A 14,968-nucleotide genomic window follows, 5' to 3' on the forward strand; every position below is an offset into this window, starting at 1 on the left:
TAAGGGATAGAATGAATTATATTGTTGCACTCACAGGTGGAATTGGTAGCGGTAAGACGACTATCTCTAATGTATTTTCATCCCTTGGTGTCCCGCTTGTTGATGCAGATATTATTGCCAGAGAGGTTGTTACTCTTGGTTCTCCCGCATTACAAGCAATTTCAGAATACTTTGGCTCCGACATCTTATTACCAGATGGCAGTTTAAACCGCACCGCGCTACGTCAGAAGATTTTTTCAGCACCAGAAGAGAAACAATGGCTCAACTCACTTCTTCATCCACTAATACATGCAGAAACACAACAGCAATTAAATCAGGTCAGTTATCCTTATGTTATTTGGGTTGTTCCTCTGTTAATAGAAAACAACTTAACACACTTGGCTGACCGTATCCTGGTTGTTGATGTTCCTCCTGAGATACAAATCAGCCGGACAATTACACGTGATGGCATCAGCCGTGAACAAGTTGAAAATATTCTGGCTGCGCAAGCCAGCCGTCAAGAACGGCTGGAAAAGGCAGATGATGTCATACTTAACGATCAAAAAAAGCAAGATCTCACTGCACGTATAATCGAATTACATCAAAAATATTTGAAACAAGCAGAATTAGTTAGACAGGAAGAACGTAATGAATGATGAAACCTCCGCTATTATTTTTGAACACCCACTAAATGAGAAAATGCGTTCATGGTTGAGGATTGAGTCTTCACTACAACAACTAGAAAAACAGCGTTATCTGGATTCACAAGCAAACAGTCTCGCGTTTTTTCGTACGATTGCTGAATTAATTGAGATATTGGAACGTGGTGAAGTGCGCTCTGAATTATTAAAGGAACTGGATCGCCAACAAATAAAATTAAAACAATGGCTCAGTGCACCTAATGTGGACACTCCTATGATTCACAAACTGATAGAGCAACTAAAAGAGCGGAGCCTCGCATTACATCATGCTCCGCGCCTTAGCCAACAAATTAAAGAAGATCGTATTATCAGCATGGTGCGTCAACGGCTCAGCATCCCTGGAGGATGTTGCAGTTTTGACTTACCGACATTACATCTGTGGCTACATCTACCACAATCTATCCGGGATGAAACAGTTAAATCCTGGCTAGACAGTTTGTTACCATTAAAACAAGCATTAGAAAGTATTCTAGGGCTGATACGCCACTCAACGATGTTCTCTGCGCAAATCAGTCATAACGGTTTCTATCAGGGAAACGCCGATGAGGCAGATCTATTGAGATTAAAATTAGATATTGTGCTGAACTCACTGATTTATCCACAAATCTCCGGCCACAAAACCCGTTTTGCTATCCGTTTCTTACCAATGGATAGTGAAAACGGTACTGTGCCTACGCATTTGTCATTTGAATTGGCCTGCTGTTAATATAATCATCAAACTAAGCAGGAGAGAACTAAAATGTCTGAAGTATTGACTGTCGCATGCCCGACATGCGGCAAGACAATAATATGGGGTGAAATCAGTCCTCATCGCCCATTTTGCAGTAAACGTTGCCAGTTAATTGACTTGGGCGAATGGGCGAATGAAGAAAAGAAAATCCCCAGTCAGGGCGACAGTACAGAAAATGATGACTGGAGTGAATAACCTGATTAGTAATCACATCTTATATTTCCGCCTGCATTGGGCGAAAGTGTACGGTGCTTTTCGCTAAAACATATCACGGTAGTATCGAATCATCTGGCACTACCGCGATATCTGTTTCAATTAGTTTAACCTTTAGTTAATAGATTGACGATACTGCGGTTTGCTGGTGGAAATTCATCAGCAATTAATTCAGCTTGCGGGATCCAACGATAAGGCTGTCCCTCTTTACCAAATGGCTCATTCTTCCATTGGTCAACCAAATAAAAGTAAAGGGTAATATTTCTGTCCGAGAATTCATGTATGATAGTTTCCAACAATTCACAATGAGTTACCGTGATACCAACTTCCTCTTTTAATTCCCTGATCAAAGCCTGTTCTGGTGTTTCTCCCTGTTCGAGCTTCCCTCCCGGAAATTCCCAAAATCCCCCCATGTGTGAATCAGCACGGCGTTGGGTGATAAAAATTTCATCATTGCTATTTTTAATAATTCCTGCCGCAATATGCAGATATTTTTTTTCCATAATACTTTTCCAGAATAGTCTTTCTTGCAGACCATAATAAAACAGCCTTACGGGAAAAACACAGGATTAATATCACGAGATCTAAGTCACTTCTTATCTCTTTTTACCAAACCTTCCACAGATAAGAGAGTATTATGTATACAGATACTCAACAGATTTCGAATTACATCATAGTGGTAACCACTACACAACCATAGGTAATTATTTGATTTAAATACAATAATAGTAAGATATAACTGTGAGGTAACTTGGGAAATGAACAGAAAAAATTGCAAATAAGGCTCTGCCCAATAATTAAAAATAAGCATTTTACATCTTAAAGATTGAGGAAAAATCATTCATGCAATATGAAGATCAACCATTAATCGAAGCAAGGCAAATAACCTATCAATTTTCTGGTGAAATCAATCCATTATTTTCTAATATTGATATTTTTTTGCATACAGAACAACACGCTTTAGAGGGCCGTAACGGTATTGGCAAATCTTGGTTAGCATCAATATTGGCACAACAAGTCTCGCCTTCAGAAGGAAATGTAAAACATTTTTGTGATGTCGGTTATTTGTCACAAGGCCTGTCTGCTTTTACCGGCAACGCTGGAGATATGCTCGGACTGACTAATATTATAAATGCCAATGAGCGCATCCTCGCTGGCGCTGGTGAAACGGTTGATTTTGACATTATGGAGGGAAATTGGGATTGGCAATTTCAAATCGAATCCTTATTGGCAGAAGGTGAGCTGGCCCCGGAGATATTAAACCAGCCCTTCGATTCACTGAGTGGAGGAGAACAAACTCGTCTTCGATTGTTGGCACTTAAAAGACGAGGAGCGGGTTTTATGATCCTGGATGAACCAAGTAACCATCTTGATCGACAAGGACGCCTTTGGTTAGCTCAGTGGCTAACAACATTCAATGGCGGTATTTTGCTGGTGACACATGACACTAAACTATTACAGCATGTGTCAGTTGTTTATGAACTCAGTGGGTTAGGATTATCCCGTAGTACTGGTGGTTGGGAAACATGGCAGGAGAGTAAAAAACAGCTCCGGTTGGGTATACAACGTGATGTTGACCAGACCAGAAAAAACCTCAAGCAAGCTTTGCGCGATAAGCAAAGAGATCGGGAAAAAACTGATAAAAGGCAAAGTCAGGGTAAGCAGCGTAGGGAAAATGCCAACCAAGCTAAACTCCTTCTTGATTATTCACTTGGACGCTCAGAAGTCACGTTATCACGGATAGCAAAACAGAATGAAGAGAGATTGCAACGCAGCTCTTCATTAGCCGCTGAAGCCAGTGCAAAACTGGAAATTATCGATCCACTGTCAATCGCTGTTGCAATACCACAAGCAGCAACTTCTCCGTTGCTTTATTTACAAGATGTCATTTTGCCCTTTGGTTCCGACTCCTCTATTAGTTTAACCATAAATAATGGTGATCGTCTCGCTATTACTGGCAAAAATGGTAGCGGAAAATCGACCTTATTAAAGGTAATGGCAGGGCTATTAGCACCAAGAAAAGGTATCTGCCGAGTAACTTCTTCACATAATCTGATGGATCAGCACTTTTCATTTCTGGATAAGACACAGTCAGCTCTGTATAACTTTCAATTACAGTCACCAGGCTGGACTGAAGATCGTTACCGTACTCGGCTGGCACAACTACGTATGCGTGGAGAAGAAGCATTAAAACCTGTCAGTTATCTGAGCGGAGGTGAACAACTTAAGGTAGCTCTTGCTTGCCTATTTTGTGGGCCTTCCGCACCAGCCTTGCTGCTGTTGGATGAGCCGGATAATCATCTGGATATTGAGTCACGAGAATTACTTCAACAAGCATTGCATGATTATACTGGTGCCATGATATTGATTTCCCATGACGACCAATTTCTTAAGGCTGTTGGCAATATGCAAGAATTGATACTGGGGAAATAAGTTCTTAAAGTTGAGCAAAGTAGCCAGCGATGAAATATCGCTGGCTGTTTATGACTAATTTTAATTATAAACGACCGTGACAATGTTTATATTTTTTACCTGAACCACATGGACAAGGATCATTTCGTCCAACTTTACGGACACCGCTTGCCATTTGTGCTTCGGCTTCTGACATCAAAGCACCTTGCTCAATTTCATGGCTTAAATGCTGTTGTCTTGCCAGACGTTCTGCTTCCGCACGACGCTGCTGCTCAAGTGCTTCCACTTCTTCTGGCATTCTGACCTGAACTTTGCTCAAGGTGCTGATCACTTCGTATTTCAGTGATTCCAGCATGTTGGCAAACATAGCGAAAGATTCGCGCTTATACTCCTGTTTTGGATCTTTCTGCGCATAACCACGTAGGTGAATCCCTTGACGCAGATAATCCATCGCAGCCAGGTGCTCTTTCCACAATGTATCCAGTGTTTGCAACATGATGCCTTTTTCAAAATTACGCATCATTTCTGTGCCGACAATTTCTTCTTTCTGTTTGTAAACTTCAATTGCCTGCTCAAGAATACGCTCACGCAACGTTTCTTCATGCAGCTCTGGTTCTTTATCCAACCACTCTTTAATAGGCAGAGCCAAATCAAAGTCGTTGACCAAACGTTCCTGTAAGCCAGCCACATCCCACATCTCTTCCAGAGATTGAGGTGGAATATAAGCATCAATAGTGACTTTGAAGACATCTTCACGGATGCTGGAAATAGTTTCACTGACATCGCTCACATCGAGCAGATCGTTACGTTGTGCATAAATCGCGCGACGTTGATCATTGGCAACATCATCATATTCTAACAATTGCTTACGGATATCGAAGTTACGGCTTTCGACTTTACGCTGAGCATTTGCAATGGCTTTGGTCACCCACGGATGTTCAATGGCTTCACCTGGCTGCATACCCAATTTGCGCATCATTCCTGTAACACGTTCAGAAGCAAAAATACGCATCAGAGAGTCTTCCATTGACAGGTAAAAGCGTGAAGAACCCGCATCCCCCTGCCGTCCAGCACGTCCACGCAACTGATTATCAATACGACGTGATTCATGGCGCTCTGTACCAATAATATGCAAACCACCTGCTGCCAGTACTGCATCATGACGCTCTTGCCATGCTGCTTTGATTTGTTCAATTTTTTCTTCCGTAGGTTCCTCCAGCTTAGCAACCTCTGCTTGCCAGCTTCCCCCCAGCATGATATCTGTACCACGTCCTGCCATGTTAGTTGCGATAGTTACAGTACCTGCTTGTCCGGCCTGTGCAATAATATCTGCTTCCATTGCATGGAACTTCGCATTCAAAACGTTATGCTCAATACCTGCTTTTGTCAGTGCGTTGGAAACCAGTTCTGATTTCTCAATTGAGATAGTCCCCACCAATATCGGCTGACCGTTATTTGTACGCTCCTTGATATCTTCAATGATCGCATCAATTTTTTCCGCCTCAGTCATGTAAACCAAATCAGGCAAATCCTGGCGGATCATCGGACGATTTGTCGGTACAACAATAGTATCCAATTTGTAAATAGAACTGAATTCAAAGGCTTCAGTATCAGCAGTACCTGTCATACCTGCCAATTTTTCATACAGACGGAAGTAATTCTGGAAAGTAATGGAAGCCAGCGTTTGGTTTTCATTCTGAATTTCAACATGCTCTTTGGCTTCCACTGCCTGATGCAGACCATCAGACCAACGGCGTCCTTGCATAGTACGCCCAGTATGTTCATCAACAATGATGACTTCACCGTCTTTGACGATATAGTCCACGTCACGGGTAAACAGAGCATGGGCACGCAATGCAGCCGTAACATGGTGCATCAGCATAATATTGGTCGGTGAATATAAAGACTCACCTTCATCCATCAACTTAGCATTCACCAAAAGTTCTTCAATCAGAACCAGACCTCGCTCGGTAAGGTTAACCTGACGTGTTTTTTCATCAACAGAGAAATGCCCTTCTCCCTGAAAGGTATCCGAATCCTCTTTTTCCTGACGAACTAATTTAGGGATCAGCTTATCTACTTTGATGTAGAGTTCAGAACTGTCTTCCGCTGGCCCGGAAATAATCAATGGAGTACGGGCTTCATCAATTAGGATGGAATCAACCTCATCCACTAAAGCATAATGCAGTTTACGTTGTACCCGCTCTTCCGGGCTAAATGCCATGTTATCGCGCAGATAGTCAAAACCATATTCGTTATTGGTGCCATAAGTAATATCTGCCGCATAGGCTGCACGTTTAGCCGGAGCCGACATACCCGGCAAATTGATGCCAACACTCAGACCCAAAAATTCAAACAACGGTCGGTTATTTTCAGCATCACGTTGCGCCAGATAGTCGTTCACGGTAACAACATGAACACCACGTCCACTCAACGCATTCAGATAAGCCGGCAGCGTTGCTGTCAGAGTTTTACCTTCACCGGTCCGCATCTCTGCAATACAGCGCTCATTGAGTACCATACCGCCCAACAATTGCACATCAAAGTGACGCATACCAAATACACGCTTACTGGCTTCACGAACCGTAGCAAAAGCTTCCGGCAGGATCTTATCCAGTGATTCTCCCTCTTTGAGCCGGGCACGGAATTGATCAGTTTTTGCTTTCAGCTCTTCATCTGACAGCTTTTCGAAATCAGGCTCCATACGATTAATAACATCAACCATTTTACGCAAACGGCGCAGAGTACGGTCATTACGGCTACCAAAAATCTTAGTAAGTAATTTAATCAACATAATTAATACATCTCAGATAAGGCCACAGTTGTAGCCAACCAATTGTCTTTTTTATGACTAATATTTCATGACTGCCCTATTCATTCAGAAATCAGGCAGACACATTAAGATAAAGATCTATGGTTAGCCAGAGGCCCGGCCCGAATACCTTGAATTTGAGCAACCCAAAGTGCTGGTGTATGGATGTCAGGAGAAATTGCTGCCACAATTGCAACATCAACCGCAGATTTAAATCGGGTTGGTGCTTGTATCAGCATAGCATGTAACGTATCCAGCATTAATTGTTGCATGAATGGCATGGCAATTCGGATACTTTCTTTTGCTTCTTCGTTCCTGACAAGTTCAGTAATGGAAAAAGCAAAAGAAAGCCGGCGAATGACATTGCGGACAGCATGTTGCTGCCAATAATTTAAATAATTAGAAGGTTGACACCGAGAATTTTGTAATTGAAATAAATGTTCAAATGACGAAAGCACCTGATGGTGTTTTCTCTGAGCAGATAAGGTATTCGTATGGAGAATATTTTCTGTCACACTTGCCAGAGCAGGAGGCACACCGATTCCTGTAGCGACCATGCCCAGTAAAAGGTGAGACCAAAAATAACGCCTACCAAATTGTCGCCAAAGATTTAAAATACTCATTAACCCTTCATTAATAAATACGGAACCATCTTCATTATGCGAGATAGCCGCCCACAATCACTAGAAACGTTATTGTCTGAAACATCATTTGAAGATGCGGCAACTGCTGGCAAAAGCCCGCTCCAAACCATTCAGCGGCATGCCATTGCATTACTAAAACTCAATCGTACCGTCCTCAGTTTGCTTCCCGTACAACTACGTCCCTGGTGCCGAGTCGCCAATTATCGTAAACAAATTCTGGTACTGGAAGCAGGTAATGCCAGTTGGAAAACCAGACTTTACTATGAAATCCCTATCTTACTCTCAGCACTAAGATGCGAAATTCTACCATCTTTATCCTCTATCGACATCAGGATTAATCCATCATTAATGGTTAATGGTCGTAATAATGGGCAGAATGTTGAAAAAATCTCAGCAAAAAAACTTAATAATGATAATCGGGATTTATCAATGCGCCAGTTAAGCCATGAAAGTGCAGAAACATTGATGGTATTGGCCGAACGCTGCCCTGAAAAATTGAAAAGGAAATTAGAACGATTGGCTGCGCTGGCCGGAGAGAGTACCAGTACAGCCAAGATGAAGGACTAGCGCTGAATAAAAAACATCAGCGAGAGAAGTGTAATAGATAACATAACCCACTGATGAATCATAAGAATATTCTCAATACATATTTTATCAATAACGTTTATATCAATAACATTTGTATTAATATGCCAACACTGTAGATGGTGCACGGAAAGCCAACGGCATTTCAGCTTCATCTTCAAATGTGACAAATTCCCAAGCACTTTCTTGTGCCAGAACTGCTTGCAGCAATTTATTGTTCAATGCATGACCTGATTTAAATGCAGTAAATGCGCCGATAATGTTATAACCACACATAAACAAATCACCGATGGCATCTAACATCTTATGTCGGACAAACTCATCTTCAAAACGCAAGCCATCTTCATTAAGTATGCGGTAATCATCTACCACAATTGCGCAATCAAAGCTGCCACCTAAGCACAAGCCCTGAGATTGCAGATACTCAATGTCACGCATAAATCCAAAAGTACGCGCACGACTAATCTGACGAACAAAAGAGTCCGCAGAGAAATCCAGACTATAATGCTGAGAGCTGGAATCAATAGCGGGATGTTTAAAGTCAATGGTAAAATCCAGACTAAAACCGTGATATGGTGCCAATTCAGCCCACTTATCACCATCTTCCACACGTACTGTATCCTTCATGCGCACAAATTTTTTCGCAACGCTCAGCTCTTCAATACCTGCATCCAACAGCAGGAAAACAAATGGGCTGGCGCTACCATCCATAATTGGAATTTCTGGTGCATCAACTTCAATAACAATGTTATCGATACCCAGACCTGCCAATGCCGCATTCAAGTGCTCAACGGTTGAAATCCGCACATTCTGTTCATTTACCAGACAAGTGCAGAGCATAGTATCACGCACGGATTTGGCATCTGCCGGAAAATCTACCGGAGGATTCAAGTCAGTACGACGATAGATGACCCCGGTATTAGCCGGCGCTGGACGCATTGTCAATGTGACTTTTTTACCGGTATGCAAACCGACCCCTGTCGCCTGAACAATACGCTTTAATGTCCTTTGTTTGATCATCGTTTATATCTCGCAATGTTACCGATCCTGCCAACCACTATAAAATATGATTGGCAGAATATTTTAACACAAAAAGCGGAGAAACCAATTCTTTAGCTATCAATCAGCCTGCTTGCGCAAAAATGCCGGAATATCTAGATAATCAGGTTCCTTACTTGTTTGTGTATTTTGATCATTAACCACTTTGGCAGCAGGTTTATTCTCATCAGACAATGGCGACATTCCACCAGGCATCTGCTGGTAACGACGATCCAATGTATTTGATTGAGATGATTTATTGTTAGTCACCAGTGTGATTTCAGGACGTTTATCCATCCCAATGCCGGTAGCCACAACGGTGACACGCAGCTCGTCATTCATATCTGGATCCAATGACGTACCGATAACCACCGTTGCATTGTCAGAAGCAAATGCACGGATGGTGTTACCGACCGTTTCAAATTCATCCAAACGTAAATCAAAACCTGCGGTAATATTGACCAGAACACCACGCGCTCCGGACAAATCAATATCTTCCAGCAATGGGCTGGAGATGGCCATTTCAGCCGCTTCTTCTGCACGATCTTCACCTTGTGCAATACCTGAGCCCATCATGGCATAACCCATTTCAGACATCACGGTACGAACGTCAGCAAAGTCAACATTCATCAGTCCAGGACGGGTAATCAGTTCAGCGATACCCTGAACCGCGCCTTTCAGTACGTCATTGGCTGCACCAAACGCATCCAACAAAGAGATACCACGCCCTAGTACTTTCAGTAATTTGTCATTTGGAATGGTAATCAATGAGTCCACATGTTTGGACAGCTCAGTGATACCTTGTTCCGCGAAGGCCATACGCTTCTTGCCTTCAAAATTAAATGGTTTGGTGACAACAGCAACAGTCAAGATACCAAGTTCTTTGGCAATTTCAGCCACAACAGGAGCAGCACCAGTTCCTGTACCACCGCCCATACCAGCAGCAATAAACACCATGTCGGCCCCTTCCAGGGCAGTACGCAATGATTCGCGATCTTCTTCCGCCGCTGTACGACCGACTTCAGGGTTTGCACCAGCGCCTAATCCTTTTGTAATGCCGTTGCCAATCTGGATAGTCTGACCGACAGCTGTTTTGCGCAATGCTTGAGCATCAGTGTTAACCGCAAAGAAGTCTACACCTTCAATCCGCTCACGCACCATATGTTCAACAGCATTACCGCCGCCACCGCCGACGCCGATGACTTTAATCACCGCGTCATTGGTTAATTCCAGTGGTTCAAACATAATTTCTCTCCGTTTTGTGCCTTTATGTCGAGGCCTGCGTCATTTTCACGGCCTCTGTATAAAAAATCAAAATTCTTTTCTCAGCCAGCTACTGACTTTTTTGAACCAGCCGCCCACTGACGTTCTTTTCTCAGCATCAGAATCTCCGCCAAGGTGGGATTCTTTGCCATAATGCAGAAGGCCGACTGCTGTTGAGTAGCAAGGCTCCTGCACATAATCTGTCAAGCCGGTAATGTTCAGGGGACGACCAATACGTACTTGAGTATGGAATACCCGTTGAGCACATTCGGCCAATCCATCTATTTGAGCACCCCCGCCTGTTAAAACGATACCTGCGGCCAGATGATGTTTTACTCCCTGCTGACGCAACTGCTCCTGCAATCGCAAAATTTCATCATTTACTAAATTCAGCAGTTCGGTATAACGTGGCTCAATAACCTCAGCCAATGTCTGGCGTTGTAAACTACGGGGAGGACGCCCTCCCACACTTGGGACTTCGACGCTTTCATCCTTGCTAACTATCGAACCCAACGCGCAACCATGGCGCACTTTGATGGTTTCAGCATCACTCGGAGGTGTACCAAATGCATAGGCAATATCACTGGTAACAACATTTCCTGCATATGGGATCACTTTGGTATGACGCAATGCACCGCCTGTATATACAGCGATATCCATCGTTCCGCCGCCGATATCAACGACACAAACGCCTAATTCACGTTCATCTTCTGTCAAAACAGCATAACTTGCTGCTAATCCTGCAAAAATAAGCTGGTCAACTTTCAAACCACAACGCTCAACAGCTTTTACAATGTTTTTCGCCATATCGTTATGGCAGGTAATCAAATGAACTTTGGCCTGCATCCGCACGCCAGAAAGCCCAACCGGGTTTTTGATCCCTTCCTGATAATCAATAGCGTATTCTTGTGGGATTACATGCAAAATACGGTGTTCATCGCGAACACGAACTGATTTGGCGGTATGGACTACACTGTCCACATCATCCTGTGTCACTTCTTCTTCTGAAATTGGCACCATGCCAATCTCATTCTGACAACTAATATGTTTGCCAGATAGCGCCAGATAAACTGAAGATATTTGGCAATCAGCCATTAATTCAGCCTGGTCAATCGCACGCTGGACACATTTAACGACTGACTCAAGATCATTGACACCACCTTTATCCATGCCGCGGGATGGACAACTTCCCACTCCGATAATATTAACCATACCATCGGGCAGAATTTCACCAACCAGGGCAGATACCTTTGCTGTCCCGATTTCAAGGCCAACTACTAATTTTCTGTCCGTTGATTTGATCATCGTTATTCTGCCTGTCTCTGTATTATTGCCAGTCACTATTTATTTTCTTGCCCGTTCATTAAAGCCGGTGCATCAGTTAATAAAGGAGCCCAACCTACCGCAACACCACTGTCATAACGTAAATCCACATAGGCGACACGTTTTCCCGTGTTTTTCAGCAACACAGGATAAAGTTCAATAAAACGTTGAATTCGTTCTTCTTGATCTTTATTGCCTAATTCCAACCGGATGTCATTATCCAGTACCAGTTGCCAAGAATTACGCGCCGTCATGATCACTGCTTTCAATTTCATTTTATGTGCAGCAAGCTGTACAGCCATCGTGCGATATTCTGCCAATACGACTTTTTCTTTACCTTCCGGACCATAGAGCATGGGATAATGTCCCCCGGCACTACGCTCAATCGGTAAACTGAACACCCTTCCTTCCGTATCCAACATGCGTGTATCATTCCAACGCACATAAGGCACGTATTCTACCAAATGAATTTTCAGTTCATCAGGCCACTGTTTACGTACAGTGACTTGCCTAATCCATGGTAGTTGCTCTATCTGTTCCTGGATGACATTCACATCCTGTGTCATAAATGTCTCAGGCGTTCCCAGTGACAGAATGGCCTGTCTGACATCATCATTCGTGGTGTAATGCCGCTCACCAGTTAACACCAGTTTTGAAAGTGGCAGCCTGTTTGAATCCTTCATCCACTCTAATGTCATCCAGCCTCCCCATGTGATAGTGCCAACCACTATCAAGAAGAAAAGGATCCCAGCCAGATAATAACCATTACTGGGGCGGGAGCTTCTAACTTCAATCTCCCGCGTATTCCGGGCTGCCTGTGACATATCAATCGGCCAGCTCCAGAATTCTCGCGACTAACTGTGAAAAATTTAAGCCTGCCTGACGTGCAGCAATAGGCACCAGGCTATGACTTGTCATACCTGGAGAAGTGTTCACTTCTAATAAATAGAAATTGCCATTACCATCATCCATAATATCAACCCGTCCCCAGCCACAGCAGCCCAGCACCTTATAAGCTTTTGATGCAATATCAGCCAACTCCTGCTCTTTTTCTGTGCTCAAACCACTTGGACAGAAATATTTCGTTTCGTTGGAAATATATTTAGCTTCATAGTCATAAAATACTTCCGGTGCCTGAATTCGGATGGAGGGAAGAATCTCATCACCAAGAAATGCCACTGTATACTCAGGGCCAAACAGCCACTTCTCAACCAGTACATCTGTGTCATATTGGAACGCCAGTTCCAATGCGCCGCGCAGTTCTGAATAGTCATTCACCTTGGTCATGCCAACACTGGAACCTTCCAGATTTGGCTTCACCATAAGTGGCAACCCTAATTCTTGAACATATTCTTTGATTCGAAAATCATTAAGTTGTTCAAATTTTTGAGAATTAATCACGACATAAGGAGGAACGGGCAGTTTTGCTCCCTGCCATAACAGTTTTGTGCGCAATTTATCCATTGATAAGGCGGATGCCATTACACCGCTGCCGGTATAGGGGATCTGCAAAAATTCTAGTAAACCTTGCAATGTACCGTCTTCTCCACCACGCCCATGCAGAGCAATAAAGACTTTGCTGAACCCTTCTTCTTTGAGTTTAGTCACATCAACGTATTTTGTATCGACTGAATGTGCATTAATACCTGCTTCTCTCAACCCAGCCAAAACAGTTTGCCCCGATTGCAGTGAAACTTCACGCTCAGCAGAAGTTCCCCCAAACAGAACAGCGACCTTATCAACCATGATGTTCCCCCTCATTAAAAGATGGCTGTAATTTTGTTTCAGCCAAATTGCGCGCTATTTTACCGATATTCCCGGCACCTTGTACTAATACTAAGTCGTTGTTTTCCATTATTTGTGACAATATGACTGAAATTTGTTCCGGTTCTGACACAAATATAGGGTCTAACTTCCCTCGACTTCGGATGGTACGACATAAGGAACGGCTGTCCGCCCCCGGAATCGGCGTTTCTCCTGCCGAATACACATCCAGCATTAATAAAACATCCACCTGATTTAAAACGTTGGCAAAATCATCATACAGATCACGCGTTCTCGTATAGCGATGAGGCTGGAATACCATGACAATACGTTTATCCGGCCAACCCATTCGTGCAGCTTTAATCGTGGCATCAACTTCGGTCGGGTGATGGCCATAATCATCCACCAACATCACACCGCCATTTTTGCCATTAATGTTCCTGAGGGAAAATTCTCCAAGAAAATCAAAACGACGGCCGGTTCCCTGAAATTCAGCCAATGATGCCAGAATAGCGGCTTCATCTATTCCTTCTTCGGTCGCAACCGCAACCGCGGCAGTGGCATTCAACGCGTTATGTCGCCCAGGTGCATTCAGAACTACATGAAGTTCAGGCGAATCCTCACGGCTGATCGTGAAAAAGCCCTGTGCCCCTTTTTGTTCATAATGGGTAATACGAACATCAGCCTCTTTGCTGAAGCCATAAGTCGTGACATAACGCCCGATGCGAGGAATTAACGCCTTCACAACCGGATCATCGACACACATCACCGCGCGACCGTAAAACGGCAAATTATGCAGGAAGTTGACAAATGTTTGCTTCAGGTTTTCGAAATCGCCCTGATAGGTATCCATATGATCCGGCTCAATATTAGTCACAACGGCCATCATCGGCTGCAAATGCAGGAAAGAAGCATCGCTTTCATCCGCTTCTGCAATCAGGTAACGGCTAGTACCGAGACGCGCATGAGTCCCCACTGCTTTGACTAAACCACCATTGACAAATGTAGGATCAAGGCCGGCCTGAGCATAGATGCCTGCAATCATCGCCGTTGTCGTGGTTTTGCCATGTGTTCCTGCAACTGCAATCCCATGCCGATAACGCATCAGCTCTGCCAACATTTCTGCACGACGGATAACCGGAATACGTGCTTCACGAGCAGCAATAATTTCTGGGTTGTCAGCAGGAATTGCAGTAGATGCAACAACGACACTGGCATTACGCACGTTTTCCGCTCGGTGATGAAAATAAATGGTTGCTCCCAGAGCAATTAGCTGTTGTGTGACAGGGTTGGGAGCCAGATCAGAACCACTTATTTGGTAACCTTCATTAGCCAACACCTCGGCGATACCACCCATGCCAGCACCACCAATGCCAACAAAGTGGATATGCCTGACTTTTCTCATTTCAGGCACTGAAGCTCTTAGTTTCGCCAACTGTTGTATATTCACGTTTTAATCTTCACTCGTTATGTTTACATCATTGTTCTACTGTTATTCAGAACA

Annotated in this window: 14 protein-coding genes; 5 read left to right on the top strand and 9 right to left on the bottom strand. The window is 43.6% G+C overall.

Annotation, left to right across the window (positions count from 1 at the left end; translation table 11 throughout):
* Window positions 1-11: 11 nt before the first annotated feature.
* The 3 genes from coaE to yacG are packed head-to-tail and all read left to right on the top strand — an operon-like array spanning window position 12 to window position 1,605.
* On the top strand, window positions 12-635 hold the full coding sequence (coaE, locus tag Xind_RS12655) for a dephospho-CoA kinase (protein WP_047681799.1): 624 nt from the start codon (window positions 12-14) through the stop codon (window positions 633-635).
* Complete coding sequence (gene zapD / locus Xind_RS12660; protein ID WP_047681797.1) at window positions 628-1,386, top strand: cell division protein ZapD; 759 nt, start codon at window positions 628-630, stop codon at window positions 1,384-1,386. Before coaE ends, zapD begins: the two co-directional genes overlap by 8 nt.
* 33 nt (window positions 1,387-1,419) lie before the next feature.
* Complete coding sequence (gene yacG, locus Xind_RS12665; RefSeq protein WP_047681794.1) at window positions 1,420-1,605, top strand: DNA gyrase inhibitor YacG; 186 nt, start codon at window positions 1,420-1,422, stop codon at window positions 1,603-1,605.
* Between the two features lie 125 nt (window positions 1,606-1,730).
* Here yacG and mutT read toward each other — a convergent pair whose 3' ends face one another.
* A complete protein-coding gene (gene mutT, locus Xind_RS12670) occupies window positions 1,731-2,126 on the bottom strand; it encodes an 8-oxo-dGTP diphosphatase MutT (RefSeq protein WP_047681791.1) in 396 nt (131 codons plus the stop codon).
* A gap of 340 nt (window positions 2,127-2,466) precedes the next feature.
* Here mutT and Xind_RS12675 point away from each other — a divergent pair, with 340 nt between their 5' ends.
* Window positions 2,467-4,056: an ATP-binding cassette domain-containing protein gene (locus tag Xind_RS12675; protein ID WP_187650166.1), complete on the top strand. Its 1,590-nt coding sequence runs from the start codon at window positions 2,467-2,469 to the stop codon at window positions 4,054-4,056.
* Between the two features lie 64 nt (window positions 4,057-4,120).
* Here the strand turns inward: Xind_RS12675 and secA are convergent, their stop codons facing one another.
* Window positions 4,121-6,829, bottom strand: coding sequence for a preprotein translocase subunit SecA (gene secA / locus Xind_RS12680; protein WP_187650167.1), 2,709 nt, complete (start codon window positions 6,827-6,829; stop codon window positions 4,121-4,123).
* A 104-nt stretch (window positions 6,830-6,933) separates the two neighbouring features.
* Entirely contained in the window at window positions 6,934-7,470 is a 537-nt protein-coding gene (gene secM, locus Xind_RS12685; protein WP_047681783.1) for a secA translation cis-regulator SecM, read from the bottom strand.
* Between the two features lie 36 nt (window positions 7,471-7,506).
* Between secM and Xind_RS12690 the strand changes: the two genes are divergently transcribed.
* Entirely contained in the window at window positions 7,507-8,058 is a 552-nt protein-coding gene (locus Xind_RS12690; RefSeq protein WP_047681780.1) for a DUF721 domain-containing protein, read from the top strand.
* 117 nt (window positions 8,059-8,175) lie between these two features.
* Here the strand turns inward: Xind_RS12690 and lpxC are convergent, their stop codons facing one another.
* From lpxC to murC, 6 genes are all read right to left on the bottom strand, one after another.
* Window positions 8,176-9,096: a UDP-3-O-acyl-N-acetylglucosamine deacetylase gene (gene lpxC, locus Xind_RS12695; protein WP_187650168.1), complete on the bottom strand. Its 921-nt coding sequence runs from the start codon at window positions 9,094-9,096 to the stop codon at window positions 8,176-8,178.
* A 99-nt stretch (window positions 9,097-9,195) separates the two neighbouring features.
* Window positions 9,196-10,359 (bottom strand): cell division protein FtsZ, encoded by a 1,164-nt coding sequence (gene ftsZ, locus Xind_RS12700; RefSeq protein ID WP_047681774.1) that lies wholly within the window; start codon window positions 10,357-10,359, stop codon window positions 9,196-9,198.
* A gap of 66 nt (window positions 10,360-10,425) precedes the next feature.
* Window positions 10,426-11,682: a cell division protein FtsA gene (gene ftsA, locus Xind_RS12705; protein WP_047681771.1), complete on the bottom strand. Its 1,257-nt coding sequence runs from the start codon at window positions 11,680-11,682 to the stop codon at window positions 10,426-10,428.
* Between the two features lie 35 nt (window positions 11,683-11,717).
* The gene (gene ftsQ / locus Xind_RS12710) at window positions 11,718-12,524 is read right to left on the bottom strand and encodes a cell division protein FtsQ (RefSeq protein ID WP_047681768.1); all 807 of its coding nucleotides are present in this window, start codon (window positions 12,522-12,524) and stop codon (window positions 11,718-11,720) included.
* A 1-nt stretch (window position 12,525) separates the two neighbouring features.
* A complete protein-coding gene (locus tag Xind_RS12715) occupies window positions 12,526-13,446 on the bottom strand; it encodes a D-alanine--D-alanine ligase (RefSeq protein WP_187650169.1) in 921 nt (306 codons plus the stop codon).
* Window positions 13,439-14,914 carry a UDP-N-acetylmuramate--L-alanine ligase gene (gene murC, locus Xind_RS12720; RefSeq protein WP_187650170.1) on the bottom strand — a complete coding sequence of 492 codons (1,476 nt, stop codon included), beginning with the start codon at window positions 14,912-14,914 and terminating at the stop codon, window positions 13,439-13,441. Before murC ends, Xind_RS12715 begins: the two co-directional genes overlap by 8 nt.
* Window positions 14,915-14,968: the final 54 nt, after the last annotated feature.

Origin of the sequence: Xenorhabdus indica (assembly GCF_014467235.1) — a bacterium.
Classification (GTDB): Bacteria; Pseudomonadota; Gammaproteobacteria; order Enterobacterales; family Enterobacteriaceae; genus Xenorhabdus; species Xenorhabdus indica.